Annotated in this window: 23 protein-coding genes; 1 reads left to right on the forward strand and 22 read right to left on the reverse strand. The window is 62.5% G+C overall.

The features are described from left to right. Positions 1 to 170: 170 nt before the first annotated feature. The gene (locus tag NHH88_00820) at positions 171 to 734 is read left to right on the forward strand and encodes an apolipoprotein A1/A4/E family protein (GenBank protein ID USX14372.1); all 564 of its coding nucleotides are present in this window, start codon (positions 171 to 173) and stop codon (positions 732 to 734) included. 2 nt (positions 735 to 736) lie between these two features. On the opposite strand, the gene tatC is transcribed toward NHH88_00820, so the two are convergent. The 22 genes from tatC to mlaD form a co-directional block, all read right to left on the reverse strand. Further along, the gene (tatC, locus tag NHH88_00825) at positions 737 to 1,495 is read right to left on the reverse strand and encodes a twin-arginine translocase subunit TatC (protein USX14373.1); all 759 of its coding nucleotides are present in this window, start codon (positions 1,493 to 1,495) and stop codon (positions 737 to 739) included. Further along, complete coding sequence (gene tatB, locus NHH88_00830) at positions 1,495 to 1,995, reverse strand: Sec-independent protein translocase protein TatB (GenBank protein ID USX14374.1); 501 nt, start codon at positions 1,993 to 1,995, stop codon at positions 1,495 to 1,497. The genes tatC and tatB overlap by 1 nt, the downstream gene beginning before the upstream one ends. Before the next feature lie 54 nt (positions 1,996 to 2,049). Then, positions 2,050 to 2,259 carry a Sec-independent protein translocase subunit TatA gene (tatA, locus tag NHH88_00835; GenBank protein USX17499.1) on the reverse strand — a complete coding sequence of 70 codons (210 nt, stop codon included), beginning with the start codon at positions 2,257 to 2,259 and terminating at the stop codon, positions 2,050 to 2,052. 145 nt (positions 2,260 to 2,404) lie between these two features. After that, entirely contained in the window at positions 2,405 to 2,776 is a 372-nt protein-coding gene (locus NHH88_00840; protein USX14375.1) for a histidine triad nucleotide-binding protein, read from the reverse strand. Positions 2,777 to 2,810: 34 nt separating this feature from the next. Next, the gene (locus NHH88_00845) at positions 2,811 to 3,149 is read right to left on the reverse strand and encodes a phosphoribosyl-ATP diphosphatase (GenBank protein USX14376.1); all 339 of its coding nucleotides are present in this window, start codon (positions 3,147 to 3,149) and stop codon (positions 2,811 to 2,813) included. Next, positions 3,146 to 3,589, reverse strand: coding sequence for a phosphoribosyl-AMP cyclohydrolase (gene hisI / locus NHH88_00850; GenBank protein ID USX14377.1), 444 nt, complete (start codon positions 3,587 to 3,589; stop codon positions 3,146 to 3,148). The genes NHH88_00845 and hisI overlap by 4 nt, the downstream gene beginning before the upstream one ends. Positions 3,590 to 3,609: 20 nt before the next feature. Beyond that, positions 3,610 to 4,374: an imidazole glycerol phosphate synthase subunit HisF gene (hisF, locus tag NHH88_00855; protein ID USX14378.1), complete on the reverse strand. Its 765-nt coding sequence runs from the start codon at positions 4,372 to 4,374 to the stop codon at positions 3,610 to 3,612. A 7-nt stretch (positions 4,375 to 4,381) separates the two neighbouring features. After that, entirely contained in the window at positions 4,382 to 5,170 is a 789-nt protein-coding gene (hisA, locus tag NHH88_00860) for a 1-(5-phosphoribosyl)-5-[(5-phosphoribosylamino)methylideneamino]imidazole-4-carboxamide isomerase (GenBank protein USX14379.1), read from the reverse strand. 52 nt (positions 5,171 to 5,222) lie between these two features. Then, entirely contained in the window at positions 5,223 to 5,861 is a 639-nt protein-coding gene (gene hisH / locus NHH88_00865; GenBank protein USX14380.1) for an imidazole glycerol phosphate synthase subunit HisH, read from the reverse strand. A gap of 28 nt (positions 5,862 to 5,889) precedes the next feature. Continuing rightward, positions 5,890 to 6,480 carry an imidazoleglycerol-phosphate dehydratase HisB gene (gene hisB / locus NHH88_00870; protein USX14381.1) on the reverse strand — a complete coding sequence of 197 codons (591 nt, stop codon included), beginning with the start codon at positions 6,478 to 6,480 and terminating at the stop codon, positions 5,890 to 5,892. A 35-nt stretch (positions 6,481 to 6,515) separates the two neighbouring features. Next, a complete protein-coding gene (gene hisC, locus NHH88_00875; protein ID USX14382.1) occupies positions 6,516 to 7,619 on the reverse strand; it encodes a histidinol-phosphate transaminase in 1,104 nt (367 codons plus the stop codon). Positions 7,620 to 7,632: 13 nt separating this feature from the next. After that, positions 7,633 to 8,478 (reverse strand): site-specific DNA-methyltransferase, encoded by an 846-nt coding sequence (locus tag NHH88_00880; protein ID USX17500.1) that lies wholly within the window; start codon positions 8,476 to 8,478, stop codon positions 7,633 to 7,635. Positions 8,479 to 8,492: 14 nt separating this feature from the next. Next, positions 8,493 to 9,818, reverse strand: a complete 1,326-nt coding sequence (gene hisD / locus NHH88_00885) for a histidinol dehydrogenase (protein USX14383.1) — start codon at positions 9,816 to 9,818, stop codon at positions 8,493 to 8,495. A 14-nt stretch (positions 9,819 to 9,832) separates the two neighbouring features. Further along, positions 9,833 to 10,507, reverse strand: a complete 675-nt coding sequence (hisG, locus tag NHH88_00890; protein ID USX14384.1) for an ATP phosphoribosyltransferase — start codon at positions 10,505 to 10,507, stop codon at positions 9,833 to 9,835. A 2-nt stretch (positions 10,508 to 10,509) separates the two neighbouring features. Beyond that, positions 10,510 to 11,760, reverse strand: coding sequence for a UDP-N-acetylglucosamine 1-carboxyvinyltransferase (gene murA / locus NHH88_00895; GenBank protein ID USX14385.1), 1,251 nt, complete (start codon positions 11,758 to 11,760; stop codon positions 10,510 to 10,512). Positions 11,761 to 11,762: 2 nt separating this feature from the next. Then, positions 11,763 to 11,999, reverse strand: coding sequence for a BolA family transcriptional regulator (locus NHH88_00900; GenBank protein USX14386.1), 237 nt, complete (start codon positions 11,997 to 11,999; stop codon positions 11,763 to 11,765). A gap of 45 nt (positions 12,000 to 12,044) precedes the next feature. Continuing rightward, entirely contained in the window at positions 12,045 to 12,812 is a 768-nt protein-coding gene (locus tag NHH88_00905; protein ID USX14387.1) for an ABC transporter permease, read from the reverse strand. Continuing rightward, positions 12,809 to 13,723, reverse strand: coding sequence for an ABC transporter ATP-binding protein (locus NHH88_00910; GenBank protein ID USX14388.1), 915 nt, complete (start codon positions 13,721 to 13,723; stop codon positions 12,809 to 12,811). The genes NHH88_00905 and NHH88_00910 overlap by 4 nt, the downstream gene beginning before the upstream one ends. A 199-nt stretch (positions 13,724 to 13,922) precedes the next feature. Beyond that, a complete protein-coding gene (locus NHH88_00915) occupies positions 13,923 to 14,267 on the reverse strand; it encodes an STAS domain-containing protein (protein ID USX14389.1) in 345 nt (114 codons plus the stop codon). A 33-nt stretch (positions 14,268 to 14,300) separates the two neighbouring features. Further along, positions 14,301 to 14,942 (reverse strand): ABC transporter substrate-binding protein, encoded by a 642-nt coding sequence (locus NHH88_00920; GenBank protein ID USX14390.1) that lies wholly within the window; start codon positions 14,940 to 14,942, stop codon positions 14,301 to 14,303. Between the two features lie 30 nt (positions 14,943 to 14,972). Beyond that, on the reverse strand, positions 14,973 to 15,860 hold the full coding sequence (locus NHH88_00925) for a VacJ family lipoprotein (GenBank protein USX14391.1): 888 nt from the start codon (positions 15,858 to 15,860) through the stop codon (positions 14,973 to 14,975). Continuing rightward, complete coding sequence (mlaD, locus tag NHH88_00930; GenBank protein ID USX14392.1) at positions 15,861 to 16,331, reverse strand: outer membrane lipid asymmetry maintenance protein MlaD; 471 nt, start codon at positions 16,329 to 16,331, stop codon at positions 15,861 to 15,863. Between the last annotated feature and the right edge of the window lie 11 nt (positions 16,332 to 16,342).

The following is a 16,342-nucleotide window of genomic DNA, read 5'->3' on the forward strand; positions in this document are numbered from 1 at the left end:
CGGCATTGATATGGCGGGGCGGGGTGCCGGCGGAGACGTTGGCGCCCCGTTTTCATTGGGCCGCGCATTGAGCGCTTGCGAGCGCGCAAAGGCCTCATCCACCGATTCGATACGATGGTCGCTTGGCCCATGCCGGGCCGATTCTGCTAGGATAAAAGCCGGGAGTGATCATGACCATGCCGATCAAGTTTGATACCCTTGAGTACGCCAGAAGGTTGGCGGAAGCCGGAATCCCGGCCGATCAGGCCGACGCCCATGCGCAGGCGCTGAGCGAGGCGCTGGCGACGGCCAGCGTCACGCCGGCCGAGTTGGTGCTGGTGAGAAGCGAGCTCTTGGCGCGAATGGATATGCTGAAGAGCGAGGTGTATGCGCGCATGGATCGGCTGAAGGTCGAAATCGATGCGCGAATCGACCAGTTGAAGATTGAAATCGATGCGCGAATCGACCAGTTGAAGATTGAAATCGATGCGCGAATCGACCAGTTGAAGATTGAAATCGATGCGCGAATCGACCAGTTGAAGATTGAAATCGATGCGCGATTCGACCGATTGGACTTTGAAATCGATGCGCGATTCGACCTTTTCAAAAGGGAAATCGATGCGCGATTCGAGCGGCTTGAAGCGCGGACGAACGCCAAGTTCAAAGTCTTATACTGGCTGACCGGCTTATCGCTCGTAATGAGCGGTCTCACCCTCGCGACGCAAATCTATATGCTGGCGAAACTGTTGCCTTAACGTTAGGACTGCTTCTCTTCCGGCGCCGTCGAGATGCGCACGAACAGCGGCGCCACCAGCAGGCCCAGCTCGAACAGCAGGCACATCGGGATAGCCAGCGAGAACATGCTGACCGCGTCCGGCGGCGTGACGATGGCTGCGATGACGAACGCGCCGACGATGGCGTAGGGACGAATTTCCTTCAGCTTGGCCACGGTCACAAAGCCCATGCGCACCAGGATCACCACCACCACCGGCACCTCGAAGGTGGCGCCGAAGGCCAGGCACATCGACATGACGAAGTCGAGATAATTCTCAATGTCCGGCGTCACCGCGATCGACTGCGGCGAGAACTCGGCGATGAACTGGAACACGCGGCCGAACACCAGGAAGTAGCAGAACGCCACGCCCGACATGAACAGCAGCGACGACGAGATGACCAGCGGCGCGATCAGGCGCTTTTCATGCGCGTACAGACCGGGCGCGACGAACGCCCACAGCTGGTACAGCACCCACGGCAATGACAGGATGATCGAGATCACCAGCGTGACCTTCATCGGCACCAGGAACGGCGAAATGACGCCGGTGGCGATCATCTTCGAGCCGACCGGCAGCGAGGCAATCATCGGCTGCGCGATGAAATCGTAGATTTGCGCCGGCCCCGGCCACATCATCAAACCAAAACACACCAGCGCCACGCCGATCGACGCCTTGACCAGACGGTCGCGCAGTTCGATCAGGTGGGAAATGAAGGTTTCTTCGCCGGAGTTCGGTGTAGTCATTAGTAGAAGCTAGCGTTGGTATTGCCGCGTGGGCGGAAGCGGGCGACGCGCGCCGCGCCGGAGGTCACATGCAGCTTGCCGCCGTGGCGCTGCTTGTACCAGGCCGGGATGGCGGCGCTGCGCACCACCTTCTTGCGGCGGAATTCGCGCGCCTTGCGCGCCAGGTCGTCCGTGCTGACGCTGCCGTACGAGGAGGTGTCGGGTGTCGACGCCGGCGTGTCGTGCCAGGCGTTTTCGACTTCGGAGATATTCTGCGAAATCGAGTTTTCCACATCGCTCTTGATGTTCTGAGCGGCGTCCTGCACCGTCTTGTGAAGGTTTTTCAGTTCCTCCAGCTCGATTTCGCGCGAAACCTCGGATTTGACCTCGTTCAGGTAGCGCTGGGCGCGCCCGTACAAGGTCCCGGCCATGCGCGCCACGCGGGGCAGCTTTTCGGGACCGATGACGATCAGCGCAACCACGCCGATCACAGCAAGTTTGGTAAGACCGAGATCGATCATAGGATATGCGCGTAAGCCAGGGGCCGGGCGACAACTCGCGGGGCCCGCACAGGCTTACTGCTTGTTTTTCTCTTTGGCGTCGACGTCGATGGTGCTCGGCGTGGCCGGCGTGACGGGCTTGTCTTCGTCGCCCTTGACGCCATCCTTGAAGCCCTTGACGGCCTTGCCGATGTCGGAACCCATATTGCTCAGTTTCTTGGTGCCGAAGACCAGCATCACAATCACCAGAACGATCAGCCAGTGCCAAATACTAAATGAACCCATCATATTCCCCTTGCAAGGCGCATGCGCCCAGATTATCCGTTGATTCAAGAACCGCGTGCGACAGTATAAGCGAACAGCGGCGTGTCATGTAGATGTCATGTGGCAAGCGATATAAACCACCGGTATGCCGTTTGGAAGCCGGCTGTTACCGCTGGCCGCGCCAGGGGTGCGCGCCGCCGATCACGTGCAAATGCAGATGGTACACCTCCTGCCCGCCGTCCGGCCCACTGTTGATCAGGGTCTTGTAACCGCCGCCGGGCGTGCCGTCCGCATCATAGCTGACCGCGCAACCGAATTCCTCTGCCAGACGGGGGGCGAGCGCCAGCATCTTGCCCAGCAGCGGCGCCTCGTTGGCGCTGCAATCGGACAGTGTCGAGATGTGTTTCTTAGGAATCACCAGCAAATGCACGGGCGCCGCCGGATTGATATCCTTGAACGCGAGCAACTCGTCATCCTCGTACACGGCCGTCGAAGGAATTTTCTTTTCGGCTATCTTGCAAAACAAACAGTTTTCCACAGCGACTCCATCAATGATTCGAGTTGACCCGGCGTTATTCCTTGCGCGCGGCTTTTTCGGCGATGCCGGAGACGCCTTCGCGGCGCGCCAGCTCGTCGAGCACCTGCTGTGGCTTCAGATCGAACTGGGCCAGCAGCACCAGCGTATGGAACCACAAGTCGGCCACTTCGTACAAGACCTTGTCGGCGTCGCCGCTGGCGCGCGCGTCCTTGGCGGCCATGACGGTCTCGGTGGCTTCCTCGCCGATTTTTTTCAAGATGGCGTCGTCGCCCTTGGCGAACAGCTTGGCGACGTAGGAGGCGGCGGGGTCGCCGCCGTTGGCCGGCTTGCGTGACTCGATCAGCTCGGCCAGGCGGTCCAGTTGTGTGCTCATGGTGTCTTCTTCGGCTTTGCCGCGTAAATATCGGACGGGTCTTTCAGCACCGGCTCGCTGTTCTGCCAGTCGCCCTCGAGCGCGTCGCCCTCGAACTTCTGGTAGAAGCACGAATGCCGGCCCGTGTGGCAGGCGATGCCGCCCGCCTGCTCGATCTTGAGCAGCACCACGTCCTCGTCGCAGTCGAGGCGGATTTCCAGCACCTTTTGCGTGTGGCCGGACTCCTCGCCCTTGTGCCACAGTTTCTTGCGCGAACGGCTCCAGTACACCGCCTCGCCCAACTCGACCGTCTTGGCCAGGGCGTCGCGGTTCATCCATGCGAACATCAGCACGTCATTGCTGCCGGCTTCCTGGGCGATGACCGGCACCAGGCCGTTCTCGTCCCATTGAATTTTTTTCAGCCATTTGGCTTTGGCGAGGCTGCTCGGAGTGGTCGACATAATGCTATCCAGTGCTGTGATCAATTAGTCAGGCGCATCGGAATGCCCTGTTGTGCCATGAAACGTTTGGCTTCCTGCACCGTGTGCTGGCCGTAGTGGAAGATGCTGGCCGCCAGCACCGCGTCGGCCTTGCCCAGCTTGACGCCATCGGCCAGGTCTTGCAGGCCGCCGACACCGCCCGAGGCGATCACCGGGATGCCGACGGCGTCGGACACGCCGCGCGTCAAGCCCAGGTCGAAACCGGACTTGGTGCCGTCGCGGTCCATGCTGGTGAGCAGGATTTCGCCCGCGCCCAGTTTTTCCATTTTGACGGCCCACTCGATGGCGTCGATGCCGGTGGCCTTGCGGCCGCCGTGGGTGAACACTTCCCACTTGCCGGGCGAGACCTGCTTGGCGTCGATCGCCACCACGATGCATTGCGAACCGTGCTTTTGCGAGGCGTCGAACACCAGTTGCGGGTTGCTGACGGCCGACGAGTTCATGCTGACCTTGTCCGCGCCGGCGTTGAGCAGGCGGCGCACGTCGGCCACCTCGCGCACGCCGCCGCCGACCGTCAGCGGAATGAACACCTGCGAGGCCACGGCCTCGATGATGTGCAGGATCAGGCCGCGGTTGTCGCTGGTGGCGGTAATGTCGAGGAAGGTCAGTTCGTCGGCGCCCTGCTCGTCGTAGCGGCGGGCGATCTCGACCGGATCGCCGGCGTCGCGCAGCTCGGTGAAGTTGACGCCTTTGACGACGCGGCCGTCGGTCACGTCCAGGCAGGGAATGATGCGTTTAGCGAGCATGGCAGCCTTATTCTTCCTCGTCGTCGATGAGGTCGCCGCTGAGCTCGTCGGCGCGCAGCTGCGCCGAGGCCAGGTCGATCGTGCCCTCGTAGATCGAGCGGCCGCAGATGACGCCCTCGATGCCTTCGTCCTGCACCGCGCACAGCGCTTCGACGTCGGCCAGGTTGTGCAGGCCGCCGGAGGCGATGACCGGAATCTTGACCGCCTGCGCCAGCTTGACGGTGGCGTCGATGTTGACGCCGCCCATCATGCCGTCGCGGCCGATGTCGGTGTAGATGATCGATTCGACGCCGTAGGCCTCGAATTTCTTGGCCAGGTCGATCACCTCGTGGCCGGACATCTTGCTCCAGCCATCGGTGGCGACCTTGCCGTCCTTGGCGTCCAGGCCGACGATGATGTGGCCCGGGAACGCGCCGCAGGCGTCGTGCAGGAAGCCAGGCTCCTTGACGGCGGCCGTGCCGATGATGACGTAGCTGATGCCGGCGTCCAGATAGCGCTCGATGGTGTCGAGGTCGCGGATGCCGCCGCCCAGCTGCACCGGGATCTCATCCAGGCCGTTTTCCTCGGCGTACTCCTGCACCACCTTCAGGATCGCCTTGACGGCGCCCTCGTTCTTCGGCTTGCCCGCGAAGGCGCCGTTCAGATCGACCAGATGCAGGCGGCGCGCGCCCTGCTTCAGCCAATGCAAAGCCATGTCGGCCGGATCTTCGGAAAATACGGTGGCGAGTTCCATATCGCCTTGTTTCAAGCGAACGCAGTGACCGTCTTTGAGGTCGATGGCAGGAATGAGCAGCATGATGGTTTAAGTGTGAGAAGGTGAGAGGGTTCGGGGAAACATCAATAAGCGATCAAGGATTCCAGTGAACGAAGTTCTTGTACAACTGCAGCCCGGTCGCGGCGCTTTTCTCCGGATGGAACTGTGTAGCAAAAATATTATCACGAGCGACGGCGCAACTGAACGGCGCACCGTAGACGGTCAGGCCGACCGTGTGGGCGCTCTGCTCGGGCTGGGCGAAATAACTGTGCACAAAGTAGAAATAACTGTTGTCGGCGATCTCGCTCCACATTGGGTGGGACGCGTTTTGCTGGACTTGGTTCCACCCCATCTGCGGCACCTTGAAGCGCGAGCCGTCCTCCTGCAACTGGCCGTCGAGCTGGAAGCGCACCACCTTGCCGGGCAGCAGGCCCAGGCCGGCGGCGTCGCCCTCCTCGCTGCCATCGAACAACATCTGCTCGCCGATGCACACGCCCAGCAGCGGCTTGTTGCGCGCGGCCACCATCAGCGCGTCCTGCACGCCCGATTCGCGCAGGCTGCGCATGCAGTCCGGCATCGCGCCCTGGCCCGGCAGCACGATGCGGTCGGCGCTCTCGATATCGGCCACTTCGCCGGAGATCAGAACGTTGGCCTCGGGGGCGACGGCGCGCAGCGCTTGCGCGACCGAACGCAGATTACCCATACCGTAATCAACTACGACAATTTTTTTCATAATCTTGGTGTGTAAGCCGGTTGTGCCCTTACAGGCTGCCCTTGGTCGACGGAATGGTGCCGGCGGCGCGCGGATCCAGCTCGGACGCCATGCGCAGCGCGCGGCCAAAGGCCTTGAACACGGTTTCGCATTGATGGTGCGCGTTGGTGCCGCGCAGGTTGTCGATGTGCAAGGTCACCAGCGCGTGGTTGACGAAGCCGCGGAAAAATTCCAAGGTCAGGTCGACGTCGAAGGTGCCGATCATCGCGCGCGTGAACGGGATATGGTATTCGATGCCTGGACGGCCGGAGAAATCGAGCACCACGCGCGACAGCGCCTCGTCCAGCGGCACATACGAGTGGCCGTAGCGGACGATGCCCTTGCGGTCGCCGATGGCCTTGGCCACGGCCATGCCGAGGGTGATGCCGACGTCTTCGACCGTGTGGTGGTTGTCGATGTGGATGTCGCCGGTGGCTTCGACGTCGAGGTCGAACAGGCCGTGGCGGGCGATCTGGTCCAGCATATGGTCGAGGAAGGGCACGCCGGTGTTCAGCTTTTGCTTGCCGGTGCCGTCGAGATTGATGGAAACGCGGACTTGCGTCTCGTTGGTGTTGCGGATGATTTCTGCGGTGCGGTTCATGAAAGACTCGGTGGCGGTGATTTAAGCTGCAAGCGTTAAGCTAAAAGCGATGCAAGGGATGCCGAAAGGGCATCCAGGAAGGCGGCATTCTCTTCCGGTGTGCTGACCGTGACACGTAAACAATTGGCCATCACGGTATCCATTTTACTCATATTTTTAATTAATACCTTGTGAGACAGTAGTTTCGCATAGGCATCATCGGCATTTGGCACCCGAATCAAGATAAAATTCGCCGCCGACGGAAATACCTCGACCCCCGGCACAGCGGCCAGCGCGGCCATCAGATCGGTCCGTGCGGCGCGCAAAGCGGCCGCCTGCTGGTTCAGCACCTCCAGATGGTCGAGCGCGAATTCGGCCGCCGTCTGCGTCAGCACGTTGATGTTGTAAGGAGGCCGCACTTTGTCGAATTGCTCCAGCAATTTGGGCGCGGCGGACATGTAGCCGAGGCGGATGCCGGCCAAACCGAGCTTGGACACCGTGCGCATGACGATCAGATTGTCGAACTCCGGCAGGCGGTGCATGAAGGTTTGCTGGGCGAACGGCTCGTAGGCCTCGTCGACCACGGCCAGGCCGAAACCATCCAACGCCTTGATGATGGTGACGATGTCGTCGTCCGAGAACAGGTTGCCGGTCGGGTTGTTCGGGTAGGACAGGAACACCAGCGCCGGTTTGTGCTTCTCGATCGCCGCCAGCATGGCCGGCATGTCGAGCGTCAGGTCGGCCTTGACCGACACGCCGACGTAGTCCATGCCGGCGAACTTGGTCGAGCGCGAATACATGACGAACGACGGCGTCGGCGAGATGGCGACGGCGCGGCGGTCCTGGTGGGCGCAGGCCATGCACAGGATCGAAATCAGTTCGTCGGAGCCGTTGCCCAGCATGACGTCGTAGCCGGCCGGGATGCCCAGCTTGGCGCGGATGCGTTCCTTGGTGCTCTCATAGGACGCCACCGGGTAGCGGTTCAGGGTGACGTCGGCCAGGCGCTGGGCCAGTTCGCGCGTCAGATGCTCCGGCAGGTGGTAAGGGTTCTCCATCGCATCCAGCTTGATAAAACCGCTCGCGTCGGCGACATGGTAGCCATTAACGGCGCGCACATCGGAACGGATGGTGGTGTTGATCAGGGTGTCGATGGAAGACATCTTGCGTGGGCTCCTAGGTGGTGGTGGCGGTGCGTTTCACCGCGGGTTTTTTACTGCTACGGGGGACGGGCTTCTTCTTTTCGGGCGGTGGCGGCAGATCCGCCGCCGCGAGGCGTTCGGCGATGATGGCGCAGTAATCGGCATTGAGCTCGAAGCCGACGAAATTGCGCCCGCAGCGCTTGGCGGCGATGGCCGTCGTGCCGCTGCCCATGAACAGGTCCAGCACCACGCCGTCGGCCGGGCACGAGGCCTTGACCATGCGCTCGATGATCTCCAGCGGCTTCTGCGTCGGATGGTCGGCGCGCTCGGGATGCTCGCGGTGCAGACGCGACACGCTCCACAAATCCTTGGGGTTGTAGCCCACTTCCAGCCACTTGGCGCCGACGAAGATCGAGCGTGATCGCGCCTTCTTGGTCTCGGCGTCGTACGGAATGCGCACCGCGTCCAGATCGAAGTAGTAGTCCTTGCGGCGCACGAAGAAGCCGATGGTGTCGTGCACCGACGAATAACTGCGCACGCTGCCGCCCATCGACGGCACCCGGCGGTCCCAGATAATCTCGTTCATCATCGTCATGCGCTTTTTCAGCAGCACGAAGATCTCCGGCGAAAAACGCCAGGTCAGGAAGATATACAGGCTGCCGTTGGGTTTCAACTTGGGCAGCGCGGCGTCGATCCATTGCTCGGTCCAGCGCAGGTACTCCTCCACCGTCTGCGAGTCGGAATCGTTGCCGTAGTCCTTGCCCAGGTTATAGGGCGGGTCGGTCAGGATCAAATCGATGGAGCCATCCGGGATGCGCGCCAGTCCGGCCAGCGCATCCTCGCAGAAGACCTGGTTGATCCAGGCCTCCTGACTGTCCATGGCCACGGCCACGGTCATTGCGGCGTCTTCAAACGCAGTTCGGCGCTGCGCGCGTGGGCCTGCAAGCCTTCGCCGTAGGCCAGTTCGGCCGCGACCTTGCCCAGGGTTTGCGCGCCCTCTTCGCTGACCATGATCACCGATGAACGTTTCTGGAAATCGTACACGCCCAGCGGCGACGAGAAGCGCGCGGTGCGCGACGTCGGCAGCACGTGGTTCGGGCCGCAGCAGTAGTCCCCCAGCGACTCGGACGAGAAGCGGCCCAGGAACATGGCGCCGGCGTGGCGGATCTTGTCGGCCCACTGCTGCGGATTCTCGGCCGAGATTTCCAGGTGTTCGGCGGCGATCGAGTTGGCGATGGCACAGGCCTCGTCCATGTCGCGCACCTTGACCAGCGCGCCGCGATCGGTCAGCGAGGTGCGGATGGTTTCGTGGCGCGGCATCGTCGGCAGCAGTTTGTTGATGCTTTCTTCCACCTTGGCGATGTAATCGGCGTCGGGGCAAAGCATGATGGCCTGCGCCAGTTCGTCGTGCTCCGCCTGGGAGAACAGGTCCATCGCCACCCAATCCGGATCGGTGGTGCCATCGCAAACGATCAGGATTTCCGAAGGGCCGGCGATCATGTCGATGCCGACGATGCCGAACACGCGGCGCTTGGCGGCGGCCACGTAGGCGTTGCCCGGGCCGACGATCTTGTCGACCGGCTGTATCGTTTCGGTGCCGTGAGCCAGCGCGCCGACGGCTTGCGCGCCGCCGATGGTGATGACGCGGGTGACGCCGGCGATGGCGGCGGCGGCCAGCACCATCTGGTTCTTCACGCCGTCCGGCGTAGGCACCACCATGATGATTTCCTCGACGCCGGCGACGTGCGCCGGGATCGCGTTCATCAGCACCGACGACGGATAGGCGGCCTTGCCACCAGGGACATAGATGCCGACCCGGTCGAGCGGGGTGATTTTTTGGCCCAGCACCGTGCCATCGGGCTCGGTGTAGGTGAAGCCTTGCAGCTCCTGCTTCTGGCGCTCGTGGAACACGCGGATGCGCTGCGCGGCCACTTGCAGCGCCTCGCGCTGCGCGGCCGGAATCGCGGCCAGCGCGGCCTGCAGTTCGGATTCGGGAATGTCGAATGCGGCCATGCTGGCGGCGCCGCCGTTGGGGATGCGGTCGAAGCGGTTGGTGTATTCCAGCACGGCGGCGTCGCCGCGCGCCTTGACGTCGGCCAGGATGCCGGCGACGGCGCGCTCGATGGCGTCGTCGGTGCCCGCTTCAAACGCCAGCAGGGTGTCCAGTGACTTTTTGAAATCGGCTTGGGTGGAATCGAGCTTGGTGATTTGAATCGGCATGATGGAATCCGTGGTTACTTCTTCGAAGCGCGTTCGAACGCTTCGATGATCGGTTGCAGACGCTCGCGCTTGAGCTTCAACGCGGCCTGGTTGACGATCAGGCGCGACGAGATGTCCATGATGGCTTCGACTTCGACCAGGTCGTTGGCGCGCAGCGTGTTGCCGGTGCTGACCACGTCGACGATGGCGTCCGACAGGCCGACCAGCGGCGCCAGCTCCATCGAGCCGTACAGCTTGATCAGATCGACGTGCACGCCCTTCTTGGCGAAGTGCTCGCGCGCGGTCTGCACGAACTTGGTGGCCACGCGCAAGCGCGCGCCCTGGCGCACGGCGGTCTCGTAATCGAAGCCGTTCTTGACGGCGACCGACATGCGGCAGGCCGCGATGTTCAAGTCGATCGGCTGGTACAAGCCCTCGCCGCCATGCTCCAGCAGCACGTCCTTGCCGGCCACGCCGAAGTCCGCCGCGCCATGCTGCACATAGGTCGGTACGTCGGTGGCGCGCACGATGATGACGCGCACGTCGGGATCGTTGGTCGACAGGATCAGCTTGCGCGACGTCTCGGGGTTTTCGGTGACGGTGATGCCTGCCGCTTCCAGCAGCGGCAAGGTGTCCTCGAAAATACGTCCCTTCGACAGCGCCAGGATCAGCTGCTGGTTGGCCGGGGCTTGGGCTTGGAATGCGCTCATGTTTACTTTATCCGTTTGATATTGGCGCCGACGGCGGACAGCTTCACTTCCATTTGGTCGTAACCGCGGTCGAGGTGATAGATGCGGTCGATCAGGGTCTCGCCGCGCGCGGCCAGCGCCGCGATCACCAGCGAAGCCGAGGCGCGCAAGTCGGTCGCCATCACCGGCGCGCCGACCAGCTGCGCGACGCCCTTGATGTGGGCCGTGTTGCCGTCGGTCTCGATGGACGCGCCCAGGCGATTCATCTCCTGCACGTGCATGAAGCGGTTTTCGAAGATGGTTTCGGTCACGCGGCTAGGACCGGAGGCGATGGTGTTGACCGCCATGAACTGCGCCTGCATGTCGGTCGGGAAGCCGGGGTATTCGGTGGTGCGGAAGGTGACCGGCTCCGGGCGCTGGTCCATCTGCGCCCGGATCCAGTTGTCGCCGATGGTCATCTTAAGGCCGACTTCGCGCAGCTTGTCGAGCGCCGCGTCCATGATGTCGACGCGGGTGTTGCGGATCGTGATGTCGCCGCCGGTGGCCGCGACAGCGCACAGGAAGGTCGCCGCCTCGATGCGGTCGGAGATGACGGCGTGTTTGGCGCCGTGCAGCTCGGCCACGCCCTGGATCACCAGGCGGTCGGTGCCGATACCTTCGATCTTGGCGCCCATGGCAACCAGCAGGTTTGCCAGGTCGGTCACTTCCGGCTCGCGCGCGGCGTTTTCCAGGATCGTCTCGCCTTCGGCCAAGGTCGCGGCCATCAGCAGGTTCTCGGTGCCGGTCACGGTGATCATGTCGGTGACGATGCGCGCGCCCTTGAGCTTTGCGCACTTGGCGTAGATGTAGCCGGCGTCGATGGTGATCTCGGCGCCCAGCGCCTGCAGACCCTTGATGTGCTGGTCGACAGGGCGCGAACCGATCGCGCAGCCGCCCGGCAGCGACACCTTGGCTTCGCCGAAGCGCGCCAGCAATGGGCCGAGCACCAGGATCGAGGCGCGCATGGTTTTCACCAGCTCATACGGCGCTTCGAGCTTGTTGATCGCGGAGCCGTTCAGCGTGACGGCGTCGCCGTCCTGCTTGACCTGCAGGCCGGTTTCCTTCAGCAACTTGAGCATCGTGGCGACGTCGTGCAGGTGCGGCACGTTGGTCAGTTCCAGATCGCCGGCGGTCAGCAGGCCCGCGCACAGGATGGGCAGCGCCGCGTTCTTGGCGCCGGAGATGTTGATGTCGCCGTGCAGGCGGTTGCCGCCTTGGATGAGGAGCTTGTCCATGCTTATCCTTTGTATTCTTCAGGGGTGAGGGTTTTCATCGACAGCGCGTGGATCTCTTCGCGCATGCGGTCGCCCAGCGCGGCGTAAACGATCTGATGGCGCTGGATCGGACGCTTGCCCGCGAACGCCGGCGAGACGATGACGGCCTGGAAGTGCTGGCCGTCGCCTTCGACTTCGAGGTGGGTGCATTCGAGACCGGCGGAGATGTAGCCGTGGATCAGTTCTGGAGTGGTGGTCATGATGAATCCTTAAATAATAATGGCGCCGCTTTAGTGACGTAACCCTCAGTGGCGTAAACGATAGCCGCTGCGCAGAAGACGAATGGCGGCCAGCGACAGCACCACCAGGAAGCCGGAGACGATGGCAAGGCTGGTCCATGGATTGGTGTCGGACTGGCCGAAGAAACCGTAGCGGAAGCCGTCGATCATGTAGAAGAACGGGTTCAGGTGCGACACCGTCAGCCAGAACGGCGGCAGCGAGTGGATCGAGTAGAACACGCCGGACAGGAACGTCAGCGGCATGATCAGGAAGTTCTGGAACGCGGCCAGCTGGTCGAACTTCTCGGCCCAAATGCCGGCGATCAGGCCCATGGTGCCCAGGATGGCGGCGCCCAGCAGCGCGAACACGATGATCCACAGCGGCGCGGTGAACGACATGTGTGCGAAATAGGCGGTGGCGGCGAACACGCCAAGGCCGACCGCGATACCGCGCACCATCGCCGCCAGCACGTAGGCGGAGAAGATCTCCCAGTGCGACAGGGGCGTGAGCAGCACGAACACCAGGTTGCCGGTGATCTTGGACTGGATCAGCGACGACGACGAGTTGGCGAAGGCGTTCTGCAAAACGCTCATCATCACCAGGCCGGGAATCAGGAACGACGTGTAGCTGACGCCTTCATACACCTGCACCCGGCCTTCCAGCACGTGGCCGAAGATCAGCAGGTACAGCATGGCCGTCAGGATGGGCGCGGCGACGGTTTGCGTGGCGACTTTCCAGAAGCGCAGCGTCTCCTTGTAGACCAGGGTGCGGAAGCCGCTCGAGATGAAGTTCATACGGTCCCCTTGTCCATGATCTGCAGGAAGATATCTTCCAGGTCGGCCTGTTGCAGCTGCATGTCGTCGATGACGGCGCCGGATTCGCGCAGGCGCGCCAGGATGGCCTCGACCTCCGAATATTCGTTGATGCGCAGGCTGTATTTACGTCCGTGCTCGGATGCCTCGGGATGCGTGACCAGATGCTGCAAATCGGCCGGCAAATCGCCCTGCACCATGTTGACGATCAGCTGCGAGCCGGAGATGCGGCGGATCAGCGCTGCCATCGTATCCAGCGCGACGACCTTGCCGCTTTTGAGCATGGCCACGCGCTTGCACATGGCTTGCGCCTCTTCCAGATAGTGGGTGGTCAGCACCACGGTGTGGCCTTCTCGGTTCAGGCGCGAGATGAACTTCCACAAGGTCTGGCGCAGTTCGACGTCGACGCCGGCGGTCGGCTCGTCGAGCACGATGACGGGCGGCTTGTGCACCAGCGCCTGCGCCACCAGCACGCGGCGCTTCATGCCGCCCGAGAGCGCGCGCATATTGGTGTCGGCCTTGTTGGTCAGGTCGAGGTTGTGCATCACTTCGTCGATCCAGGCGTCGTTGTTGGGCAGGCCGAAGTAGCCGGACTGCAGGCGCAGGGTTTCGCGCACGGTGAAGAACGGGTCGAACACCAGCTCCTGCGGCACCACGCCGAGCTTGCGGCGCGCCTCGCGGAAGTCGCCCGTGACGTCGTGGCCGTGGATGGACACCTTGCCGGCGTCGGGCCGGATCAAGCCGGCGATGATGGAGATCAGCGTGGTTTTGCCGGCGCCGTTGGGGCCCAGCAGGCCGAAGAACTCGCCCTCCTCGATCGAGAGGGAGACGCCGCCCAGTGCCTGGAGCGACTTGTAGCGCTTCTCGACATTCGTTATTTGGATCGCTGTCATTCGTGACTTATCAGTTGTTCGCGGCGGCGTAGACCGGCGCGGGATGCGTAATGATGCCTAAAGGCGGAAGGTAGACCAGGCGCCACGGCTCTTAGGCGGTGGCAACGTTCAATTATATTGGAAATCTGGTTCGGCAGAGCCGGATGGGCAATAACCGGGGTGAGTCAGGGATACAGCGGGCGGCGGGGTGGGGCGGGGGTCAATGATGGCGGTGCAGGTCGGCAGGCACGTCGGCCTGGCCGGCGCAAGCTTGCGCGGGGTCGCTTTGTTCGGGGAAGACCAGCGCGCAGACGCCATAAAGCTTGGTCAAGCTTTGCAGCGCCGGCGGCAGGTTCTTCAGTTCCAGCTTGACGCCGGCCTCGCTGGCGGCGCGTTGCCAAGCCAGCAAGACCGAAACGGCCACCGAATCGACCGTCAACACGTGGCGCAAATCGAACACCGTCTGGCCGGCCTTGATGGCGGCCAAGCCGCGCTCCAGCGCCGCAGTGGCGTTGAGCACGGTCAGGGACGTGAGCGATTGCAAGTTGTCGGTCGGTTCGGACATGGTCGTTATCTTAGGAAAAACGTCGCGGAGACGTTATTTTGCCGTAGTTTTCAAAGGTTTGCTGGCCAGCGATTGGTTTTTCGCGGTCAGGGTCTTGATCAGGCCGTCGATGCCGCCCTTGCTGATCTCGGACGCGAACGTGCCTTTGTAGGTTTCGACCAGCCAGGCGCCCATGACGTTGATGTCATAGATCTTCCAGCCGGTGGCGGCCTTGGCCACGCGGTAGTTCAGGGTGATCGGCTCGCCACGGGTCATGTTGACCTTCGAGCGCACTTCCACCTCGGTATCCGACGGGTCGGCGCGCAGCGGCTGGAAGTCCACGGTTTCGTTCTTGATCTGCGACAGCGCGCCCGAGTAGGTGTAGATCAACAGGGTGCGGAACTGCTCCGACAGCTGCTTTTTCTGCTCGGGGGTGGCGTCGCGCCAGAAACGGCCGGCCGCCAGCGAGGTCATACGGTCCGAATCGACGTACGGCAGGATCTTGGTCTCGACCAGTTGCATGACTTTCTTGGTGTCGCCGGCCTGGATCGCCTTGTCGCTCTTGGCCGTCTCGATGACGTCCTGGCTGATGCGCTTGACCAGCGCGTCCGGCGCTTCGTTGGCTGGGCCGGCGGCGTGGGCATTGAAGGCCAGCGAAACGGTGGCGATGGCTAACAGCTGTTTAAATAATTTCATCTTTTATCTACCTATGTGGGTTCTTCGGGGTCACAGGCTGGCGTCGCTCGCAGCCGGCGTACCGGAGTTTAACTCCTTGGGTGCCGATTCGGATGACACGCTTGCGGATTTTTCCGCAGGTTTCGCGTCGGTAGGGCCTTGCGGCGTGACCGGCGCGGCCGGCGCGGCGTCGGGTTTGGCCGCTGGCGCGCCCTCGTCTTCCGCCGGATCTTGTTTCTTGGAACTATTCGGATTGCCGTCCGGATGGATCTGGCTCTCGCGGCGCTGCAGGTAGCCGTCGCGGATGAACTCATAGCGGTCCAGCGCGGCGTCTTCCAGCATGCTGGTGGCGTCGAGCAGGCTGGCGCGGGTGTCGACCAGGTTGACGCCGGTGCCGATGTTACGCAGGTAGACCGGGGTTTTGTACGACCAGATGTTGCCGGCGAAGTCGGCCGGCAGCGCCACGGTGTCGCGCACCGTCGACGGGCCCAGCAGCGGCAGCATCAGGTAGGGACCGGACGATACGCCCCAGGTGCCCAGCGTCTGGCCGAAGTCTTCCTTGTGCTTTTGCAGGCCCGCCTCGGAGGCGATGTCGAACAGGCCCAGGATGCCCAGGGTCGAGTTCAGCGCGAAGCGGGTGACGTCGGTCATGCCGGCCTCGCCCTTGCCTTGCAGCAGGTTGTTGACGGCGGTCCAGGCGTCGCCCAGGTTGCCGAAGAAGTTGCCCACGCCCGTTTGCACGAACGACGGCGTAACGTCGCGGTACACGGTCGCAACGGGCTTCAACGCGTAGGTATCGACCGTGTCATTGAACGAGAACACGGCGCGGTTGTAGCTCTCGTACGGATCGCGCGGGTTGGGACCGGCGCAGCCGGCCAGCATCAAGGTGACGCCCAGCGCCAGCGCGGCCTGACGGAAGTGTTTCGGAGTGCTAGACATTTATTCTTCCTTTTTTCCTTCAGCGGCCTTGCTGTAGATGAACTGATTGATCAGGTCTTCCAGCACGGCGGCCGATTGGGTTCGTGCGATTTTGTCTCCGGCGGCCAGATTATTGGTGTCGCCGCCGGCCTCGATGCCTACGTATTGCTCGCCCAGCAGACCGGCCGTCAGAATTTTGGCGGAGCTGTCCTTAGGGAATTTATAACCTTCTTCCATATTCAAGGTTACCAGCGCCTGGTAACTCTTGTCATCAAACTTGATCTCGCCGACGCGGCCAATCACCACGCCCGACGCCTTGACCGCCGCCTGTGGACGCAGGCTGCCGATGTTGTCGAACTTGGCCGTGATCGGGTACGTTTTGCCAAAGGACATGGAACCCATGTTGCCGGCTTTCAAGGCCAAGAACATCAGCGCGGCCACGCCGATGACGATGAACAGACCGACCCAGACATCCAGTGATTTACGTTGCATAGCTATCCTCG

Source organism: Oxalobacteraceae bacterium OTU3CAMAD1 (assembly GCA_024123915.1).
In the GTDB taxonomy this organism is placed as follows: Bacteria; Pseudomonadota; Gammaproteobacteria; order Burkholderiales; family Burkholderiaceae_D; genus Rugamonas.